This is a genomic window from Achromobacter sp. Bel (assembly GCF_012928505.1).
In the GTDB taxonomy this organism is placed as follows: domain Bacteria; phylum Pseudomonadota; class Gammaproteobacteria; order Burkholderiales; family Burkholderiaceae_B; genus Achromobacter.
In genome coordinates, this window is record NZ_JABBJN010000014.1 from 104,274 (window position 1) to 123,061 (window position 18,788).

Sequence of the window (18,788 nt, forward strand, 5' to 3'; positions counted from 1 at the left end):
GCTTCGCGAAAGCCGCCATTGCAGTCTGACACCCTATCCAACACTCTGTTCCGGTTCCCTCGACGCCCCGCAACACCCGCCCGCTATACTCGTTGGACCAAAAACACACTGCCGCGCCGCGCCTTTTAAGCGACGCCTATCTATGCCAGCTTTGATGGCCTTTATGCGCCCCGTCTGCCGGGCGCTATTCTGCGCAGTCACCCTTTTCGTCTCCGCTTCGGCGTTGGCCGCCCCGCCCACGCTCGAACAATGCCACGGCATCAAGGATCTCGCCTTCGTTGCCCATATGGACGACGACTTGCTGTTCATGAACCCGGACATCGCCTCGAATATCGAGGCCGGCGGCTGCGTGCGGGTGGTCTACCTGACCGCCAGCGACGCCGGAGAAGGCGACGGCTACATGCTGGGCCGCGAGCGGGGCATCCGCGCCGCCTACGCCTACATGGCGCACAAGCCCGACCAGTGGAAAGAGGATGCCGGCACGGCAGGCGGGCGCGCCATTGCGCGCTTTACCCTGCAGGACAATCCGCGCGTGCAGCTGTGGCACATGCGCCTGAAAGACCCGTGGCTGGGCAAGGGTTGGGGCAGCCTGACGCCGCTTAGCCGCACCGAATCCGAGCCCGGGCAAAGCGCCGACACGCTCGGCCCCTACCCCCAGGTCTACACGCGCGAACAGCTGATCGACACCCTGGCGGACCTGATCCGCCAGTACCAGCCGACCACGGTGCGCCACCTGGACGACACGATGGTCGTACCCTATACGCAACTGTGCTGGCGTTGCGCCGGCCATGGGCATCCTGACCACATCGCCAGCGCCCGGCTGGTCCGCGAAGCCATGCTGCGCGTGCCGGGCAACTATGCCGAAACCGGCTATATCGACTATCCGAGCCAGGAACGGGCCACTAACCTGGCGGATACGGAAATCGCCAGCAAGTCGGTGATCTTCCAGCACTACGCCTGGAACGACTACCACTATTGCGCCGGCCCGACCGGCTGCAAAGAGCCCGCCGGTCCCGCCGCGGCGTGGGTGCAGCGCGCCTATTACGTATCGCGCCAGGACATCGCACCGCAGCTGTACCCCGACGGACGGGGTGGCCTTGTGGTGTTCGCCGCCGGAGAAACCAATGCCGCGGTCAACCGCTGGGACTCCAGCCAGCGCCGCTGGCAGAGCCTGGGCGGCCGCACCAGCGGTCCGCTGGTCTCGTTCACCCACGCCGACGGCACCGCTGGCCTGATGGCGCGCGATCCGTTGGGCGGCGTATGGGCGAACAAGCAACGCCACGACGGCACCTGGCAAGGCTGGCAAGCGCTGGGCGGCCTGCGGGTCACGCAGATCCCGGCGGTCGCGCCGCGCGGCGAGGCCGCCGCCGTGGCACTGGGCTATGACGGCGTGCTGCATTGGATCACCCCCTCCGGCATCGACGGCAGCTGGAGCACGTGGCAGAACCTGCCACCGCTGGACGGCGCCACGGGGGCCCCGGCCGCCGCGCGTGGCGCCGACGGGCGCTATGTCATTTTTGCGTCGGCCGGCGCAGGCCAGCTCTTCTACACGCGCCAATTGCCGGCCGCCAAAGGCCAGCGCCCCGAATGGCAGGGCTGGCGCCGCGTCCCGGCGCCCGAGGCCGCGGGCGGCCTGGCCGCGATCCGCAACCACGAGAACCGCGTCGAACTCTACTTTCGCCAACGCGGCAACAACCACCTGGTCAAGCTGGTCGAAGCCGGCGACACCACCGACCTCGACATGGACTGGAGCGCGGCCGCCGATATGGGCGTGCCCTACCTCGGACGCCCGGCCATCAGCGCCGATGCCCAAGGCAATGTCGTCCTGGCGCTACTGGAACGCGCGGGCGGACCGCTGTGGCTGGTCGAGCACGGCATACCCGCCAAGCTTGACGCCCTGGCCGCCTCGCCGCCCGCGATCAACATCATCGACGGCACGCTTTACGTGGTGGCGCGCACCGCTGGCGGCCCGCAGCAATACCAAGTGCTGTCGCGCCACAACGGCCAGTGGGCCGGCGCCCTGACGCTGGACGGCGTGCCGTCGACCGGCGGCGGCCCCTTCGCGACCGTGGCCGCCCGCCCGGTGGATCTGCCCAACCTGGGCGCCAACAGCACCAACAACGCCGTGGTGGTGCGCCCCTCGCCCAGCGAGCCCGGCACGCTGACGCGCGAACGCATGCCCACCCAGTCCTCACGCGCGGCCACGCCCACCACGGTGCAGTAAGCCTGCACGGATGCAGGCCGCGACGCCTGGGCACCGGCCCGTCAGGAACCCGGCAGCGCCACGCCCATGGCGGCGAACAAGCCGCCGCACACTTTGTTGAAGCGCCGCCCGGCGCGTTCCAGCCAAGGGCGCACCCGATGCGCCAGCCGCGCCAGCACGTACTCGACCAGGAATTCGATGACGGCGAAGGTGCCCGCCATGATCACGAACTGCGTGACCAAGCTGCGCGCCGGATCGATGAATTGCGGCAGAAAGGCCCCGTAGAAAAGCAGCGCCTTGGGATTGGAAATCGCGGACAACAGGCCTTGGCCGAACATGCGGGTCCGGCGCGCGCGGGGCATGTCGGGCGGCGGCGTCAGTTGCACGCCCGGCGAGCGCCACAATTGGATGCCCAGCCAGATCAGATACGCCCCGCCTGCCCACTTCAGCACCGTCAACGCCGGCCCCCAGGCCTTCAGCAGCGCGCTGATGCCGAGCATCGACAAGGCGATCAAGGCAATGAAGCCCACCGCGCCGCCGGCAATGGTGCACAGGGCCTTGCGGTGCCCGTGCAACGCGCCATGGGTCAGCGCCAGCAACGTATTGGGACCGGGAGTGATCGACAGGCCGATGACGGCGACCAGGTAAATGAGCCAGCTGTGAAGGGCCATAGTGGCGTGCAGGCGGATGACGGGGCAGTCAGTCTAGCGCTGGTGGCATGTACCGGGCAAATCGTCAACCGCGTTCCGTTTTGATATTCTCTGCGTCGCTCGTTTCGTCCTACCCTCACGCCTCTATCTGGATACGCCATGCGTTTTAGCGGAACCATTGCCCTTCTGCCAATCCTGCTTACGGCATGCGTGACGGCGCCTATCCCTTCCCGCACCGCCGGCATCCTGGACGAAAAAGTGGTTTCCGAATGCCGCCGGCAGATCGACGGGAAGATGTACGCTACCGTCCAGAAGGCCTGCGCACCGGTCAAACGCTATACGGCTGTCGATCCCGTAGCGACTCTCGACATTCGCCTTCTGGAGCACGATTTCGACATATTGATGCGCCGACCGGAGATCAAGCAGTACCTTGTGGATCAGGCGGAGAAGCAGGATCCGACAGACGTGGTCAAGCTTGCGCCGATGTATCTCGATCTCGGTTTCAGCCAACTACGCTTCATGAATGCCCCCGAAGCCGCGATTCCGCCGCTGGAGCGCGCACTGAGCTATCCCCCGGCCGCACTGGATCAGAAACTACGCTACGAAGGCGTCCGGTCGCTATTGACCGCCTATACCCGCGCCGGGCGTTACGACGATGCCATTGCCCTTACCGAAAGCTATCAGCCGCCTTCCGGGCAGCTCGGCATGGCGACGTTGGCCTCGGATATCTGGTGGCAACGGATAAGAGCGGCGCAGGATGCGGGTCTGTCACCCGACCCTTCCTGGGTCGCCAGGCGCTGGGCGATTCTGCGCAAGCAGGCGGTGTCGGGGGAGGCCACCGAATTGCGCCGCACCGGCTTGCACTGCATCATGCCGTTGCACGAAGTGAAAAAAATGTTCCGCAACGAAGGTCAGGCCCTGGTGGAAGTCTTCGTCGGACCGAGCATGTCTCCGGGAGCGGCAGCGACCATTGCGCAGTCTTCCGGCTACGCAAGGCTGGATGAGACCGCGCTGGCGATGGCCCAGCGGATCCAATGCGCGCCAGAGCAGACTCCAGCCCGCTTCAGAATGCCCTTCCTTTTGAAAGTCTCGGCGCCTTAGGCGCCCACAGGCCTCAGGGCGCCGCGCGGCGAGCCCGCTGGTACGCCGCGCAAGTGCATGGCGGGTGACCGGATCGGGTAGAATTCTCGCCACCGAGCCATCTCGCTCCCGCCGGCCAGGACGACCTGCCGGCGCGTGTCTTCACCGGGGACGACCCCGCTTCTCTTTCATGGAAAGAACAGCGATGCGCGTCAATGGCATTCCCAAAACAACCTGGTTCAAGCTCGGCTGGGCCTGGCTCGTCGTCATCGCCTTTACGGTCTACGGCGGCACATGGCTTGCCGAACCGCTTACCCCGACCGCCGCGGTCGCCTGCTTCGCGGTCCTTTTCTTCACCATCGTCGCCGCCTCGTTCGGCGTGGTCCACGAAGCGGACCTTCTGGCTCACAAGCTGGGCGAACCCTACGGCACGCTGATCCTCACGCTTTCCATCGTTTCGATCGAGGTGATCCTCATCGCGTCGGTGCTGCTAGCCCCGGGCGAATTTCCCACCATCGGCCGGGACTCGATCTTCGCCGTGATGATGATCATCGTGAACCTCGTCATGGGAATCTGCCTGGTCGCCGGCGGTCTGAAGCATGGCGAGCAAGCGTTCAATGCCCAAGGCGCCAACGCGTATCTGTCAATGATCGCGCTGCTGACGGGCACGGCCCTTGTCCTGCCCAACTATCTGTCGGGCGCGGGCGAGTTCGCACCGCTGCAAGCCTGGACGATCGCGGCGGTCACCGCCGCGCTGTATGCGGTGTTCCTGCTGCTTCAGATGCGCAGCGAAAGCCGGCTGTTCATCCAGCCCGGCCCTGGCATGATGGCCGTTCCCCCGCAACCCAAGGCGCCCCGGAACGCCCCGCAGGGTAGGTCCGCCGGCGCGGGCGACCGGGCCGCCATCGTAACCAGCAGCCTCTTGCTGCTCGGCATGATCATCCCGATCGTCCTGCTGGCGCACCACCTTGCCATCGTCATCGACTACGGCGTGGCGACCGCCGGCGCGCCGGTGGCCGTCAGCGGCGTGCTGATCGCCATCATCGTGTTCACGCCGGAATCCCTAACCGCCGTCAGGGCCGCCCTGAACAATGAAATGCAGCGCGCCATCAACCTCTGCCTGGGCGCGTTCGTCTCTACCGTCGGCCTGACCGTCCCCGCCGTGCTGATCATCGGACTGATGACAGGCAAGCAGGTCGTCATGGGGATATCGCCGCTGGAAACCGTGCTGCTGGCGCTGACGGTGTTGCTTGGCATGCTGTCGTTCAACGGTCAACGCACATCGGTCATGCAAGGCGCCATGCATCTTGCACTGTTCATCACGTATGGCTTTCTGTTGTTCTATCCCTGACGCGAAAAGCTGCCGACCTGGCGTGGACGGCCGAAAAAGTGGTCTGCCGGATGAGTGAAATGTGGCATGAATAGCTATGCCACTCCAATCCTACACTTCCGTTTTTTCCCCAGGCCGGCGCCCGGTCGCCGGCCTTCTTCGACCCCACGCATCCACCATGACGAACCTTGCACCATCCGACGGCCCGCTGCCCGTCGTCAGCGCCCTTGCCTTGCCCCAGGCCGACCGCGACATCTGGGCGGCCATCGATGCGGAACGGCACCGGCAGATGCATTGCATCGAACTCATCGCGTCGGAGAACTTCGCCAGCCGCGCGGTGCTCGACACCCAGGGGTCGGTGCTGACGAACAAGTACGCCGAAGGCTATCCGGGCCGCCGCTATTACGGCGGCTGCATGAACGTGGACATTGCGGAAGACATCGCGATCACGCGGGCCAAGTTGCTTTTCGGCGCGGCGCACGTCAACGTGCAGCCCCATTCGGGCAGCCAGGCCAACCAGGCCGTCTATCTGGCGCTGCTGACGCCCGGCGACAAGATCCTGGGCCTGGACCTGAAGGCAGGCGGGCACCTGACCCACGGCGCCAAGGTCAATATGTCGGGCCGGTGGTTCCAGACCTTGAGCTACAGCGTCGACCCCGCGACGCAACGCGTGGACATGGACGAGGTGGCGCGCATCGCCAGACGCGAGCGGCCCAAGCTGATTGTTGCAGGCGGCTCGGCCTATTCCCGGACGCTGGACTTTGCACGATTCCGCGCCATCGCCGACGACGTGGGTGCCATCTTCATGGCCGACATGGCGCACTTCGCCGGGCTGGTCGCGGGCGGAGTCTATCCGTCGCCGGTGCCGCATGCCCACGTCACGACGACAACGACGCACAAGACGCTACGCGGACCGCGCGGCGGGATGATTCTTTGCAACGACGGCGAGATCGCAAAGAAGATCGATTCCGCCGTCTTCCCGGGGCTGCAGGGCGGCCCGCTCATGCACATCGTCGCGGCCAAGGCCGTCGCGCTCGGCGAGGCCCTGCAACCGTCGTTCCGAACCTATGTCCAGGCCGTGGTCCGCAATGCGCAAACGTTGTGCGACCGGCTCGCGGCGGGCGGGCTATCGATCGTGTCAGGCGGCACGGACTGCCATCTGGGCGTGGTCGACCTGCGGCCCTGGGGATTAGCGGGCAATGCGGCGGAACAGGTCCTGGAACAGGTCGGCATCACCCTGAACAAGAATGCCGTGCCCTTCGATGACGCCAAGCCGACAGTGACCTCCGGCATCCGCGTGGGTAGCGCCGCCTGCACGTCCCGTGGCATGGGGACCGATGCGTTCAACAAGATCGGCGACATGATCCTGGCGGTGCTGGGCGACGTGCGCGCGGGCACCTTCGACCATCGCACGGAAACCGCCATCCGCGCAGGGGTGGCCGATCTGACCCGGCGCTTCCCGCTTCCTTACTAGGCCGCCCGGCAATCCTCCTGGCGCCAGCCGGGGTTCAATGGCGGTGACGGCCGTTTGAGCGGTGGTGGCCCCGGTAACGGTCGTGGTCCCGATAGCCCGCGCGCCGATATGAATGGTCTCGCCCGCGGTCACGGTCCCACTCGTGGCGGCGCCTTCCCCGGTCGTCGTCGCCGGTGATGACGTGGCCCAACAGGCCGCCGGCGGCGGCGCCGCCCACGGTGGCCCAGGGATCCCCTTCCGACAGCAATGCGCCGGCTACGCCGCCCAACCCGGCGCCGATGACGGTATTGCGGGTCTGCTTGTCGGCCTGCGCCGTCATGCTGAAACCCAATGCCAGGACACCCGCAAGAACGGCTTGGACAATTCGCTTCGTAATGGCCATTTTTTATTCTCCTGTCGCCGGCCGCCCCTGCGATGCGGCCGTGCCTGACGGCTTGAACCCGAAATCATTTGACTGGAAATCAAGTTATCACTTCAGGTGTGTGTCAGTCCTGCAGCCTGGGATACGGTGTGTATAAGCGGTTTCAATCGCTTTCTGCGCCAGGCCTCATCGGCTGGGAAAAAGCGCTTCTTGTCCGGGCATGGCGACCCGCGCGCCGGTCGCGCCTAAGGTGCCTGCGTCCTTGGAAGCAGGCCGGCGGCTTCCAGGCGCCAGCGCGGGATCTGGTATTCATACGAGGCGGCTTCCAGCGTCTCGTATTGCTTGAACCACGAGACGACATGCTTGTCGATATCGCCCGGAAGCGTCGCCAGCCACGTTTCCAGCGCTTCCTGGGAGGCGATGGCCAGCGACGCGCCGCTGGCAAAGGTGGGCTCGTCGGCCAGGCCTTGGCCGGGCACCAGATAGGCCCGGCGGTAGAGGCGTCCCTTGTCCCAGATATCGGTGGGCACATACACTGGCCACTCCCGTTCGCAGGGCACCGACACATACATGCCTAACGACACCCATTGCCGGTTCTCGGACGACGCCTTGTAGCGGATCAACTCGACGCCTTGCTCTACGTCGCCAATCGCACGCCACAAGCCACGCTTGCGCCGCTTCTTCCAGCCCGCGAATGCGGACTGCGACCGCAACGTCTCCATGAGACCTTTTTCGATCAGATCGAAATCTATGGGCATATCTGGCTCCGGGTCCTTGCTGCGCGATGCGGCGCGCGGATCAGGACGGATTTAAGCACAGGCCTGCGCCGGTCAACTCCCGATACAATTGCGACACGCGTGAACGGCGCGCATGCCCTAGGATGCGGCTTCCCACGGCCCGGCCAGAAACAGAAACGCTGCAGTACGTGGCATTGAACCCCATGAAAAAAATACTTTTGGTTGACGACCAGCCGATGCTCGTCGACATGTTGCGCGAGTTCCTGAGCCTCGAAGGCTATGACGTCACGACGCATACCGATGGCCTGACCGCGCTTAAGCAGATGCTTGACGTGCGCCCCGATCTCGTCGTGACCGACTTCTCCATGCCGGGCATGAACGGCGGCGCGCTGCTCACCGCCATGCGCGAAAACGCCTATCTGAGCGACACGCCCGTGCTGGTGCTGAGCGGCCGCCCGGAACATGAGATCAGCGAGACCTGCGACGGCTATGCGGCCTACCTGCGCAAGCCCGCCGAGCCGGTCGACGTGCTGGAGGTCATCCGCCGCCTGACGCCCGCGCCTTCCGTCCGGCCGCATTACCAGACCGGCCCCGGCTCGCTGCCGGCGTCCGTCGAGCTCGACGCCGCCCATGTCTGAACATCACCAGTTCCTGTTCCCGCGGCATCCCCACCTGCCGTCGCCGGATTGGCAAGCGCTTGAATCGCGGTTGCTGGCCGCCGGCATCGTGCTGCCCCCGTTCGGGCGCCACGTGCCGCTGCGGGCGCTCGTCAACCTGAGCCTGACGCTGGCGCGCACCTTCGACTGCCCGTACCGGCACGATGACGGGGCGCGCAGCCCCGCCGAGGTGCTGGCGCTGTACGAAGGTTGCAGCGGCCTGCCCGCGGGCGTCCGGGCAGCGCCGGATTTCAGCGTCGCGCAGACGCTTGAATTATTGAGCCGCCATGGACTGGAACCTGACGGTACCTTCCTCGATGACGAAGGCAGCACTTGGCATAGTCCGCACTATCAGCTGGGGCCTGGCGCGCGCGAATTCATGAGCGCGCATGCCGCGCAAACCTATGACATCGAGCCGCAGCAATTCGGCTTGATGCTGTTGGCCTACGACGACCCGAATCCGGCCGTGAAAGTGGGCGAGAACCTGGAAGTGCCGAGCCTGCCGGAAACCGGCGAACCGGTGTCCGACATGGCGCCCTTCGACGACCACGTTGATTTCATCGGCGCGGCTTTCGAAGACCCCGCCGTGCAGTGGCACTGTCCGTCCAACGGCAACGCCTATCGCATTTTCGACCTGGACTGGCATTTCAGCCTGGCCCTGGGCTTCCGGATGATACGCACCGAATGGCTGGACGAAGCAAGCGCCAACATGCTGGCGGATGCCGTGGGCAAGATCATCGACGCGCCAATGGCGTGCAGCCATCGGCACCTTTAAGGGCTTACGCCGGGTCGTAGTGCGCCAGCAAGCCGGCGATCGCGTGGCGCAAGGCGCGCTTGATCATGCGCGCCTCGGCGTCGTCGTCTTCGGGCCGGGCGTCGCGCTCGTGGCGTTCGCGCACCGGGGCGCTCAAATGCGTGACGCGCAATGCGATTGCGCCGCCGCCGCCCGGTTGCGTGGCGCTGATGCGCACATATTCCGAATGGGCGATCTGCCGCACCAGCTCCCGCGCGCCTGTGGCGGTCTCAGCGTAGAGCGCATGATTCGAAGGGCCGGGCCCGAATCGCACGGACAGTTGCGCTGGCCCCGCCGTGCGCAGCAAGACCGACAGGCGTTCCATGGCGTCTTCGATTTCGCCAGGAAAGCCGTCGTAGACGCCGTCGATCTCCTGGCGCGGCCGCAGCAACGCCTGCGCGTCGGCAAGCGCCGCAAGACTCGACGCCAGGCGCGCGGCGCCGCGTGCATCGCGGCGCAACCAGCATGGCGCCACGATGTCCGCGATCGCATGCGTGGGCGGATAAAAGCGATAGCTGCGCCCGTGGCGCGACATGACGCGGCTGCGGTCAGGGTCGGCGTCGTTGGTGGCAAGCAGGCCGACCTGCGGCGATTCAGTGCAGTACACGTCATTGCCGGCGGCGATCAGGCAGTCCGCCCGCAGCGCGCCGCGCACCAGCACCTGACAGCGATAGTGCCGGCATAACAAAGCCGTGGCGTCCAAGCCTTCGGTGAATGCATGCCGCCCTTCGGGCAGCATCAACAGCCCGATCCGCGCCGGACCCAGCGCGACCAGCATCGGGCCGATCTCGGGGTCGGCGCCTGACGCGCCGGGTTCCGAATCCCGGTCCGCCGCCTCTCCCACGCGCACCGCATCCGCGTCCAGACCCGCCGAGAACACCCAGCCTGCTATCCGCAAGGCCGGGTGATCGGGCAGTTGCGCCGGTAGCGCCAACGCCGTTGCCATCACCGGCTCGTCCGCCACCAGCACCACCCATTGCCCGTCTCCGGCGATGGGCAGCCGTGCCGCCGCGGCCTCGTCCAGCAAGGCGTAGTACGTCCCGTTGTCGGTGTCGCGGATCCGGCACAAGAGCGTCTGGGCCTGCGCCAGGTTCAACACCCGCAGCGTCAGGCCCTGCCATGCCACGCGGGCCAGGGCCGGTGTCCGACGCGCGCGGTCCGTCCATGCCTGCTGCTCGGCAGCCCGCGCGTCAAGCGCGGCGCGCTGATCGTCGGCCTGCTCCAACCGCTGCGCACGCTGCTGCTCGCGCCAGCGCTTGCGCGGATCCCCGCCCGCAGGTTCGCTCATTTTCCTTTGCGCATCGACACCGGCACGCCCCAGACCGGGTCTTCCATGCCCTGCTTGCCCAGCGTCGTGATCTGCATGGCTTGCAGCTTGGAGAGCATCTGCAAGTGTTCCGCGCTGACGTTCTTGCGGCGCGCGATGAGTTTCTGCGAAAACTCCAGGGGCGCCGGTCGGGTGTAGACGGTCAGGTCTTCAAGCGGGCACTCGATCATCTTGGGTTCGACTGCACGGCACGCCGACTGCTTGTACTGATAGGCGGGCGTCTTCAGGTGCATGCGCTGGCTCAGCACCAATTGCCCGGCCTTGAGCGTGAAGCTTGCCAGCGCCTGTTTGGGTGGAATGCGCGACTGGACCTTGATCGCGGGGATGTCGCGATACTTCGTATCTTCGCGGTAGCCTGCTGCCCCGGTCTGCGTAGTCTGGCTGTACTGCTGCTCGCCCCAGCTCACGCAGGCGCCTGACGCCGCGTGTACGGCGGTGCAGACCGTTCGAGACCCGGTCTGCGTGCCGTAGCTGGCGTCGTGCCAATTGGTCTGCTTGTAGAACTCGCGATAGAGTTCGGGCGACAGATAAGACGTGCCATTCGCGCCGCGGCCCGAGCCGACCGGGCCCTTCTGAGCGCCCACCTCGTCAAGCAACGCATTCAGCTTGTAATCATCGCCGCCCGTCAGCAGATACTTGCCAGGCGGCAGGATATGCACCTCGAACGAATTGAACAGCAGGGGCGTCTTGGTGTCCTTCTGCAGCGAATTGTTCTGGAAGCTGCGGCTGAAGGTCACCTGCGGAGCCGCTTCGTTCATCCAGATCGCGCGGGTGGTGTACTTCGTCATGGCGTACGCATCGCCCAACGTGGGATGCGGCGTCAGGTCGGCCACCAGCACCACGGCCATATCCGACTTCAGCGCTTCGTCGATCAGATCCAGCAGTTGCGCGTAGCGCGGATCATCCATCGTGCCCTCGTCGCCCACGAACGCGTTCTTCGCGCAGCCCGACAGGGCAAGCGCAAGGGCCAGGGCGGACAAGACGAGTCTCGGTCGCGGCAAAGTCATGGATCGGTCCTTGAGTGAGGCGGAATCAGGTCGTTGACCGCGCATACTACTGAGTGGGGGCCGGATCGCAATGCCCGGTTGGCAGCCTGAAACATGGCGCGACACGCGATTGCACACATCGCGGCAGGCGGCGCGTAACCCATTGGGCCAGCATCGTGGCCGAACCGCCAGCAATGGCGCGGGTTCCCGCCACGCCGCGCCAAAGCCCGGACCGGTGAGCCCTGGCCCGGCACACGCCACCCCATCGAAAATTATTGTTGCGATTGTTTCTGCTGCGGGTGCTGTGCTAGAGTGAGTCAATATCATCAACACGCCCATCAGCCCATACCCGTGTCCAGATTCCTGTCGATCGTGATTATTCGCTCCTCCGCTGCCATTGGGCGCCGGGGGCGAATTACGTTGGGCAGCTAAGCCCCACCTTCGCACCTCGCCTTCCAAAGGGCAGCGTACAGAACGCTGCCCTTTTTGCATTTCTGGACTCGAAAAAATGTACACGCTGAATCTCTTCAAGCATGGCTTCCCGCTGACTACTCTGCACGCCGACAAGACGGAAACCCTGCGACGCTGGTCGAGCCTGCCGGTCGTCGAGGGCCTGCATCGCACGCAAGGCGCGCGTCCCCTCTTTCTGCTGCACGACGGTCCGCCCTATGCCAACGGCCCCCTGCATCTGGGCCACGCCGTCAACAAAGGCCTGAAAGACTCGGCCGTCAAGTTCAAGCGGCTGCAAGGCTATTTCGCGCCGTATGTTCCCGGCTTCGACTGCCACGGCCTGCCTGTCGAACTGGAGGTCGAACGCCTGGGCCACGGCAAGGACGACCCGACGGCCTTCGTCGCGGCCTGCCGGTCCTATGCCCGGTCGCAGGTCGACCTGCAGACCGCCCAATTCCGGGAACTGGGCGTGGCCGCCGATTGGGACGAGCCTTATCTGACCATGGCGCCTGGCTTCGAAGCCGGCGCGGCCAAGGTGTTCCAAGCGCTGCCCGGCGCCGTCACGCGGCTGCGGCCAGTGCATTGGTGTCCGGCGTGCGCCTCGTCATTGGCGGAAGCCGAGGTCGAGTACCAGACCAAGGCCGGCGATAGCCTCGTCGTGCTGTTTCCGGTGGCGGGCGCCCGCAACCTGTTCCTGGACGTCTGGACCACGACGCCGTATACGCTGCCCGCCAACAAGGCCGTCGCCTACAACCCGGCCCTGAGCTATGTTGCCGCGGTGGACGGCCTGCGCACGCGGGTGCGCTTGCGCCAGGCGGGCGACGAGCAACTGCCCGACTTCGACCTGGCGGGGTTGACGGTGGTCAGCCCCTATACCCGGGACACCGTCCCTGTCCTGCCGGCGGATTTCGTCAGCCGTGCGGGCACGGGACTGGTGCATATGGCGCCGGCGTTCGGTACGGACGATTTCCGCGTCTGCGAGCAATATGGCCTGGCGGTCGAGCAGTACCTGGACGCGCGTGGGCGTTTTGTCGTGCCGGGCATGGAGGGCATGGATCTGGCGCAAGCCAAGGCCCACGTACTGGAACGCGTCGCGCCCCTGGTGGTTGCCCTATCCCCCCTGGAACATGAATACCCCCATTGCTGGCGGCACAAGACGCCGGTGTTCTTCCGTGCGTCGCAAGAGTGGTTCCTGGACCTGGCCGAGACCCGGCAGCATGCCCTGCGCGCGCTGGAAGCGGTAACGTTCGTGCCCGCCTCCGGCCGTGAACGGCTGACCAGCATGCTGGCCGGCCGCGGGGCCTGGTGCGTATCGCGCAACCGGCTGTGGGGCACGCCCCTGGTGGATCCGGCCAACCCCGACGACCTGCGCCTGGCGGCGCGGGTCGCCACGGAAGGCGTGGAAGCCTGGCAGAGCGAAGGGCCGCGCCGCACGCTGGACGTGTGGTTCGACAGCGGCGTGACCCATCAGCTTGTGCTGATGCAGCGCTACGGCCGCACCGCCGACGTCTATCTGGAAGGCTCCGACCAGCACCGCGGCTGGTTCCAGTCGTCGCTGCTGACCTGCGCGGCGGCGGGCGGCGGCGCGCCCTACAAGCAGGTCGTCACCCACGGATTCGTGGTGGATGGCACGGGCCAGAAGTTTTCGAAGTCCAGCAAGAACTACCAGCCGCTGGACCAGATGCTCAAGACCCTGAGCCCGGACGTGCTGCGTTTGTGGACGCTGCAGCAGGACTTCACGCGGGAACTGAAGTTCTCGGGCGAGGCGCTGGCGCTGACCAAGGAGCGCTTCCGCAAGCTGCGCAACACCATGCGCTTCTGCCTGCAGAACCTGCAGGATTTCGATTGGAGAGCGCCGCCGCTGGCTCATCCGCTGGACCGGGTCCAGGTGACCTTGCTGCGCAAGCTGGGCGCCGATGTCTGCCAGGCGGCCGACCGCTACGACTTTGCCGCTGCCGTATCCCATCTGCTGCGCTATGCGGAACGCGCATCCAGCGATTATTTTCCGGCGGTGAAGGACAGTCTCTACTGCGACCAGCCTGACGCGCCCCGCCGGCGGCAGGTCCAGCATGTGCTGGGCTTGCTGGTGCGCACACTGGTGCGGCTGCTGACCCCGGTACTGGCCTTCTCTTGCGAGGAAGTTTTCCAGTACCTGAGAACGGCGGGTGCGGAGCAGGCGGACAGCGTGCTGCTGACCACGCTTGCCGACGTCCGCCTGCCGGCCTTCGACGACGAGGCCGCAAGCCTCGCGGCCTATGAGGAAGCGGTCGAGGTCAAGGGGGCCCTGCACCGCTGGGTGGAAGGCAATCGGGATGACCGGGTCAAGGGCCCCGCCCAGGTGGAGGTCACGCTATCGCGGGCCGTGGCGAACAGGCTGGGCGCATTTGCGGACGTGCTCGGCGCCGCGGATGTGCGCCAGGAAGAGGCGATGGCCGATGGCGCGCAAGCGAGCTTCCAGCCGACGGCGTGGCGCGCGTGTCCGTGTTGCCGCCGGCACGCGCCGTCCGTGCCGGATGACGGCGGGCTGTGCGAGCGCTGCGTCGACGTCCAGGGAGCGCTCAGCTTGCGGTGATGATCGGGCATGGCGGAATTCATCATCCCGTCATTCGGCGTTTCTATGCTTCCCACTTTTTCGGACGGGCGGCACAGATGGCGCATGACAAGCACGACGGCAAACATGACATTGCCAAGACACACTCCCCCCTGCCGACCGCGACAGACCCGCGCCGCCGCAGCCTGCTCAAGGCAGGCTTCGGCGCCACGCTGCTGCCGGTAGGCGGCTCCCTGCTGCTGTCCGCCTGCGCAAGTGATGACGACGACGATGACGCCACCCCGGGGCCCGGCGCCCCCGCGCCGCAACCGGAACCGGAACCGCAGCCCAAGAACGTATCCAGCTTCGCGGTGGCGGTCTTGCCCGACACGCAGTTCTATTCGCGCTACGCGACCGACGCCGAGAACCAGCAGTTCATGCGCAAGTACGGCAGCGAGCCTTTCAAGGCGCAGACACAGTGGGTAGCCGACCACGCCAAATCGCTCAGCATTCCGTTCCTGATCCACCTGGGCGACGTGGTGGATCAGCAGGGCAAGCCCGACCAGTGGAAGGTGGCCGACGCGGCCATGAAGATCCTGGAGGACGCCCGCGTGCCCTACTCGATCCTGGCGGGCAACCACGACGTGATCCTGGACCGCGACTATGTCGACGCCAGCAGCCAGGCAAGCGCGACCGACGCGCAGCGCAACCTGGCCGTGGAGCCCTATCTGCAGACCTTTGGCGCCGAACGCGCCAAGCAGCAAGCCACCTTCGGGGGCCGCGACCCCAGCGGCTTCCACGAGTACCACGTGTTCCAGGCCGAGGGCCAGAAATTCATGGTGCTGTCATTGTCGTGGCGCATTTCCGACGCCGCGCTGGCGTGGGCCAACCAGGTCATCCGCGCCAACCCTTCGCTGCCCGTCATCCTGGTCAACCACCAGTTGCTGAACATCGACAAGGACGGCGTCACGCCGCTGGAAGTGCCTTACGGCCTGATGCTGTGGGACAAGCTGATCCGCGACAATGATCAGATCTTCATGACGCTCAACGGCCACTATCACGGCGCCGCGCACCTGACCAAGACCAATGCCTTCGGCAACCCCGTCGAGGAAATGGTGGTGGACTACCAGATGGCCTACCAGGGCGGCAACGGCCTGATGCGCCTGTACGAATTCGACCTGAGCAACAACGAGATCCGCGTGCTGTCGTTCTCGCCGTGGGTGCCTCAAAAACCGAAAGGCACCCTCAACACGTTCGACCAGGCGGTGCTGACGGGCGCCAACGAGCAGTTCACCATCAAGATGGACTTCGCCAAGCGGTTCGGCGGCTTCAACAAGGACTTCAAGGCGGCCGCGCCCACGCACACCGCGCTGGTCGAGCAGGCCCGCGCCCTGATTCTTGCCAACTACACCGATCCGGCCGCCACCGAGCAAAAGCCGGCGGCCGACAGCGAAGACTACCCGCAGGTGTCGGGCACGCTGGCGCACTGGCGCTTTTTCGGCGGCGCAGACGGCCAACCAGTGCAGGTGGGTGAAGTCGTCGCCGACCGCACCGGCCTGAACCCGGTGCGCCGCGCATCCCTGAACGTCGACGGCGTGGCGGGCGCGCAACTGGGCGACGTGGTCTGGTCCAACGACCACCACTACCTGTCTGCCGCTCCCGGCTCGGTGCGGTTCCTGAACACCGACAAGAACACGGCGCGCATGAGCTACTTCACGACCGGCACGGCGGCCGCGCTGAACGCGGAGACGGCGCCCAACGGCTACACCGTCGAAGCCTTCATCAAGATCGACCGCGACTGGACCGCGTCGCGGCACGCGTGGATGAACATCATGACGCGCGACGGCAAACGCGGCGCATTGCCGGGCTTCTCCGGCGGCGATCCGGAGTCGCCTCCGCTGCTGTTCGCGGTGTCCAGCCTGCGCGAAATCCAATGGGAGGTGGTGCCTGAGCGCACCGGCACGCGTGAAGCCAAGACCAACTGGTCGGGCGAGATCATCGCCGACAAGTGGCTGCACGTCGCCATCGTGAATGACAATGCTACGCACGAAACCATCCTGTACATCGAAGGCGCGCCGGTACTTCGCAACGCGTCCGACGCCCCTGGCCTGGCCACGCTGGCGGCCGACATGCCGTGGATCATCGGCGCGGGTTCGTGGGATGGGGCGCGCGCCGACGGCTTCTTCGGCAGCATCGGCGAAGTCCGCATCGTGGGCCAGGCGCTTTCACCGGCGCAATGGCTGACGGCCCGCAAGCGCTGAGCGGCAACCGGCGGCGCCACGCGGCGCCGCCGCCAAGGTCCCGGGGTGGCCTTGACTTCCAGCCGACCAACTAGTAGATTGGTTGCCATGCCCGCGCAATGGCGGCACGTGCGCCGCGCGCCGCGGCAGCCGGCAGGCTTTTTTCGTCACCCTGGATGGATTCGCAATGAGTTTGGAGCTTTCCCCGAGAGCAATCGAGATCGTCGAGCAAACCCGACTGCTGCTCGCCGCCGGGGGCTATCACGGGTTCAGCTACGCCGATGTGTCCGAACGGGTCCATATCGGCAAGCCCAGCATCCACCATCATTTCCCGGCCAAAGCGGATCTGGTCCTAACCGTGGTCGTCCATCATCGCGAGCAGGCCCGCAACGGGCTGGCGGCGCTGGATCTACACGTCCCGGACCCCGTGGGGCGCTTGACCGCCTACACCGATTACTGGGCCAAGTGCTTGCGCGACGGCTCGATGCCCATGTGCATCTGCGCAATGCTGGCCGCCGAATCGCCCCTGCTTCCCCAAGCGATCGTGGACGAAGTGCGGGCGTATTTCGGCGAATTGGCTGCCTGGATCGGATCGGTGCTTGAACGCGGCGTGTCCACAGGGCAGTTCCAACTGCGCGACGGCATCCCCGTGGAAGCGCAGACCTTCATGTCGACGGTGCATGGCGCGATGCTGACCGCGCGGGCGTTGGGCGACCCCGAGGTGTTCGCGTCGATTTCGCGCGCGGCCATTCGCCAGTTGACCGTATCGGATTGATCACAGCGTGAAGCGCATCCACCGGTGCGCCTTTTATTTTGCTTGTCTACCGACCAACTAGTTGGTTGTTTAATGGATTTCAAGGAGCACCGACCATGCCACATCCTATTTCCGCTTTGGGGGCCGCGCACACCCTCATCAGCCTCGTCCCCGCCACCGTGGGCCTGTACAGTTTCGCGCGGTATCGCGGAATCGACAGCAGCACGCGAACCGGCAAGATCTATCTGGGCGGGCTGCTGCTGGCCGTGCTGACCTCGTTCGGACTGTCCAGCTCGGGCGGGTTCAACGCCGGGCACGCGCTGGGCATTCTGGCGTTGCTCTCGGTATCGGGCGCGCTGCTGGTGTCGCGGATGCCGTGGCTGTCCCGGGCAAAACCGCATCTGGCCCAGTTGGGGTTCTCGTTCAGCTTTTTCCTGATGTGGGTCCCCGGCATCGCAGAAACGCTGACGCGGCTGCCTGTCTCGCATCCGCTGGCGGACGGGCCGCAATCCCCCTTGGTGCGCGGCGCGCTGGCGGCGTGGTTCGGAATTTTCGTGATCGGCGCCGTGACGCAGCAGCTCTGGATCCGCGCACGCAAGGAGTCACGATGAGTTTCCGCGCCATTGAACCGATTGGCGCTGCCCGGATCGACAACGTCGTGGACGGCTACCGGGCCGAGCGCTTGCGCGCCCAGGCCCAAGCCGATCGTGCGGCGCGCCCACAGGCGCCACCGTTCGCCCATTGCCTGAAGCACGCCATCCAGGCATTCCACGATCAACTGGCCTGGCTGGACGCTCAGTCGCTTGCGGCCAATCAAGCCTTGCGCAACGAGCAGACCGCGCAACAGGTGCGCGCCGAGGCCGCCAACGACCTGGGCACAATCCAAGGCCTGCTGCCCCTGCAGCCCTATCGCTTCTCGGCAGGGCTGCCGCCCATCCTGCCGCACCGGACATCGGGCAGATAGGCCATACCCCATTTGGGGTACGCCGTATTCGCCCCTGGGCGCTACACGCCACGCTAGACTGCAGCGTAGCGGACCCCTGACCGCGAATGGAGTTTTCGATGAAAAAATCCATCTTTATCTGCGCCGCCCCGGTCCTTTCCCTATTCTGCCTTGGCGCCGCCGCACAGACGGTCACGCCGCTAAAAGGGCAGACTCCCGAAACCACCCAACAAGACATCAGCGCATGCCAGGCTCAAGCCGGGACGCCAAGCAC

The 18,788-nt window shown here is 65.9% G+C and carries 16 protein-coding genes; 11 read left to right on the forward strand and 5 right to left on the reverse strand.

Going from position 1 to position 18,788, the window contains the following annotated elements; all coding sequences use genetic code 11:
* Window positions 1–163: 163 nt before the first annotated feature.
* Window positions 164–2,224 (forward strand): PIG-L family deacetylase, encoded by a 2,061-nt coding sequence (locus HG262_RS11610; RefSeq protein WP_248293330.1) that lies wholly within the window; start codon window positions 164–166, stop codon window positions 2,222–2,224.
* A 41-nt stretch (window positions 2,225–2,265) separates the two neighbouring features.
* Here the strand turns inward: HG262_RS11610 and HG262_RS11615 are convergent, their stop codons facing one another.
* Window positions 2,266–2,874, reverse strand: coding sequence for a LysE family translocator (locus HG262_RS11615; RefSeq protein WP_169271165.1), 609 nt, complete (start codon window positions 2,872–2,874; stop codon window positions 2,266–2,268).
* Window positions 2,875–3,012: 138 nt separating this feature from the next.
* Between HG262_RS11615 and HG262_RS11620 the strand changes: the two genes are divergently transcribed.
* The 3 genes from HG262_RS11620 (at window position 3,013) to glyA (ending at window position 6,737) form a co-directional block, all read left to right on the forward strand.
* Window positions 3,013–3,954 carry an energy transducer TonB gene (locus HG262_RS11620; RefSeq protein WP_169271166.1) on the forward strand — a complete coding sequence of 314 codons (942 nt, stop codon included), beginning with the start codon at window positions 3,013–3,015 and terminating at the stop codon, window positions 3,952–3,954.
* Between the two features lie 184 nt (window positions 3,955–4,138).
* Complete coding sequence (locus HG262_RS11625) at window positions 4,139–5,284, forward strand: calcium:proton antiporter (protein ID WP_169271167.1); 1,146 nt, start codon at window positions 4,139–4,141, stop codon at window positions 5,282–5,284.
* 157 nt (window positions 5,285–5,441) lie between these two features.
* Complete coding sequence (glyA, locus tag HG262_RS11630; protein ID WP_169271168.1) at window positions 5,442–6,737, forward strand: serine hydroxymethyltransferase; 1,296 nt, start codon at window positions 5,442–5,444, stop codon at window positions 6,735–6,737.
* A gap of 34 nt (window positions 6,738–6,771) precedes the next feature.
* On the opposite strand, the gene HG262_RS11635 is transcribed toward glyA, so the two are convergent.
* Window positions 6,772–7,119 (reverse strand): glycine zipper 2TM domain-containing protein, encoded by a 348-nt coding sequence (locus tag HG262_RS11635; RefSeq protein WP_169271169.1) that lies wholly within the window; start codon window positions 7,117–7,119, stop codon window positions 6,772–6,774.
* 224 nt (window positions 7,120–7,343) lie between these two features.
* Complete coding sequence (locus tag HG262_RS11640) at window positions 7,344–7,856, reverse strand: hypothetical protein (protein WP_169271170.1); 513 nt, start codon at window positions 7,854–7,856, stop codon at window positions 7,344–7,346.
* 182 nt (window positions 7,857–8,038) lie between these two features.
* On the opposite strand from HG262_RS11640, the gene HG262_RS11645 reads away from it, so the two are divergent.
* Complete coding sequence (locus HG262_RS11645; protein WP_248293331.1) at window positions 8,039–8,473, forward strand: response regulator; 435 nt, start codon at window positions 8,039–8,041, stop codon at window positions 8,471–8,473.
* Window positions 8,466–9,266 (forward strand): hypothetical protein, encoded by an 801-nt coding sequence (locus tag HG262_RS11650; protein WP_169271171.1) that lies wholly within the window; start codon window positions 8,466–8,468, stop codon window positions 9,264–9,266. The genes HG262_RS11645 and HG262_RS11650 overlap by 8 nt, the downstream gene beginning before the upstream one ends.
* Before the next feature lie 4 nt (window positions 9,267–9,270).
* Here HG262_RS11650 and HG262_RS11655 read toward each other — a convergent pair whose 3' ends face one another.
* Together HG262_RS11655 and HG262_RS11660 are read right to left on the reverse strand one after the other, a co-directional pair.
* Entirely contained in the window at window positions 9,271–10,572 is a 1,302-nt protein-coding gene (locus tag HG262_RS11655; RefSeq protein WP_169271172.1) for a hypothetical protein, read from the reverse strand.
* Entirely contained in the window at window positions 10,569–11,618 is a 1,050-nt protein-coding gene (locus tag HG262_RS11660; RefSeq protein ID WP_169271173.1) for a hypothetical protein, read from the reverse strand. The genes HG262_RS11655 and HG262_RS11660 overlap by 4 nt, the downstream gene beginning before the upstream one ends.
* A 487-nt stretch (window positions 11,619–12,105) precedes the next feature.
* Here HG262_RS11660 and HG262_RS11665 point away from each other — a divergent pair, with 487 nt between their 5' ends.
* The 5 genes from HG262_RS11665 (at window position 12,106) to HG262_RS11685 (ending at window position 18,535) form a co-directional block, all read left to right on the forward strand.
* Entirely contained in the window at window positions 12,106–14,619 is a 2,514-nt protein-coding gene (locus HG262_RS11665; RefSeq protein WP_169271174.1) for a class I tRNA ligase family protein, read from the forward strand.
* A 77-nt stretch (window positions 14,620–14,696) separates the two neighbouring features.
* Window positions 14,697–16,838: a LamG-like jellyroll fold domain-containing protein gene (locus HG262_RS11670; RefSeq protein ID WP_169271175.1), complete on the forward strand. Its 2,142-nt coding sequence runs from the start codon at window positions 14,697–14,699 to the stop codon at window positions 16,836–16,838.
* Window positions 16,839–17,004: 166 nt separating this feature from the next.
* The gene (locus tag HG262_RS11675; protein ID WP_169271176.1) at window positions 17,005–17,592 is read left to right on the forward strand and encodes a TetR/AcrR family transcriptional regulator; all 588 of its coding nucleotides are present in this window, start codon (window positions 17,005–17,007) and stop codon (window positions 17,590–17,592) included.
* 95 nt (window positions 17,593–17,687) lie between these two features.
* Window positions 17,688–18,182 carry a hypothetical protein gene (locus HG262_RS11680; protein ID WP_169271177.1) on the forward strand — a complete coding sequence of 165 codons (495 nt, stop codon included), beginning with the start codon at window positions 17,688–17,690 and terminating at the stop codon, window positions 18,180–18,182.
* Window positions 18,179–18,535 carry a hypothetical protein gene (locus HG262_RS11685; RefSeq protein WP_211187207.1) on the forward strand — a complete coding sequence of 119 codons (357 nt, stop codon included), beginning with the start codon at window positions 18,179–18,181 and terminating at the stop codon, window positions 18,533–18,535. The genes HG262_RS11680 and HG262_RS11685 overlap by 4 nt, the downstream gene beginning before the upstream one ends.
* Window positions 18,536–18,788 lie beyond the last annotated feature (253 nt).

Coding starts and splice junctions, on each gene's coding strand:
- HG262_RS11640 (WP_169271170.1), bottom strand. CDS start 7,856: ATGCCCATAGATTTCGATCTGATCGAAAAAGGTCTCATGGAGACGTTG.
- HG262_RS11615 (WP_169271165.1), bottom strand. CDS start 2,874: ATGGCCCTTCACAGCTGGCTCATTTACCTGGTCGCCGTCATCGGCCTG.
- HG262_RS11665 (WP_169271174.1), top strand. CDS start 12,106: ATGTACACGCTGAATCTCTTCAAGCATGGCTTCCCGCTGACTACTCTG.
- HG262_RS11685 (WP_211187207.1), top strand. CDS start 18,179: ATGAGTTTCCGCGCCATTGAACCGATTGGCGCTGCCCGGATCGACAAC.
- HG262_RS11645 (WP_248293331.1), top strand. CDS start 8,039: ATGAAAAAAATACTTTTGGTTGACGACCAGCCGATGCTCGTCGACATG.
- HG262_RS11680 (WP_169271177.1), top strand. CDS start 17,688: ATGCCACATCCTATTTCCGCTTTGGGGGCCGCGCACACCCTCATCAGC.
- HG262_RS11675 (WP_169271176.1), top strand. CDS start 17,005: ATGAGTTTGGAGCTTTCCCCGAGAGCAATCGAGATCGTCGAGCAAACC.
- HG262_RS11610 (WP_248293330.1), top strand. CDS start 164: ATGCGCCCCGTCTGCCGGGCGCTATTCTGCGCAGTCACCCTTTTCGTC.
- HG262_RS11620 (WP_169271166.1), top strand. CDS start 3,013: ATGCGTTTTAGCGGAACCATTGCCCTTCTGCCAATCCTGCTTACGGCA.
- HG262_RS11650 (WP_169271171.1), top strand. CDS start 8,466: ATGTCTGAACATCACCAGTTCCTGTTCCCGCGGCATCCCCACCTGCCG.
- glyA (WP_169271168.1), top strand. CDS start 5,442: ATGACGAACCTTGCACCATCCGACGGCCCGCTGCCCGTCGTCAGCGCC.
- HG262_RS11625 (WP_169271167.1), top strand. CDS start 4,139: ATGCGCGTCAATGGCATTCCCAAAACAACCTGGTTCAAGCTCGGCTGG.
- HG262_RS11660 (WP_169271173.1), bottom strand. CDS start 11,618: ATGACTTTGCCGCGACCGAGACTCGTCTTGTCCGCCCTGGCCCTTGCG.
- HG262_RS11655 (WP_169271172.1), bottom strand. CDS start 10,572: ATGAGCGAACCTGCGGGCGGGGATCCGCGCAAGCGCTGGCGCGAGCAG.
- HG262_RS11635 (WP_169271169.1), bottom strand. CDS start 7,119: ATGGCCATTACGAAGCGAATTGTCCAAGCCGTTCTTGCGGGTGTCCTG.
- HG262_RS11670 (WP_169271175.1), top strand. CDS start 14,697: ATGGCGCATGACAAGCACGACGGCAAACATGACATTGCCAAGACACAC.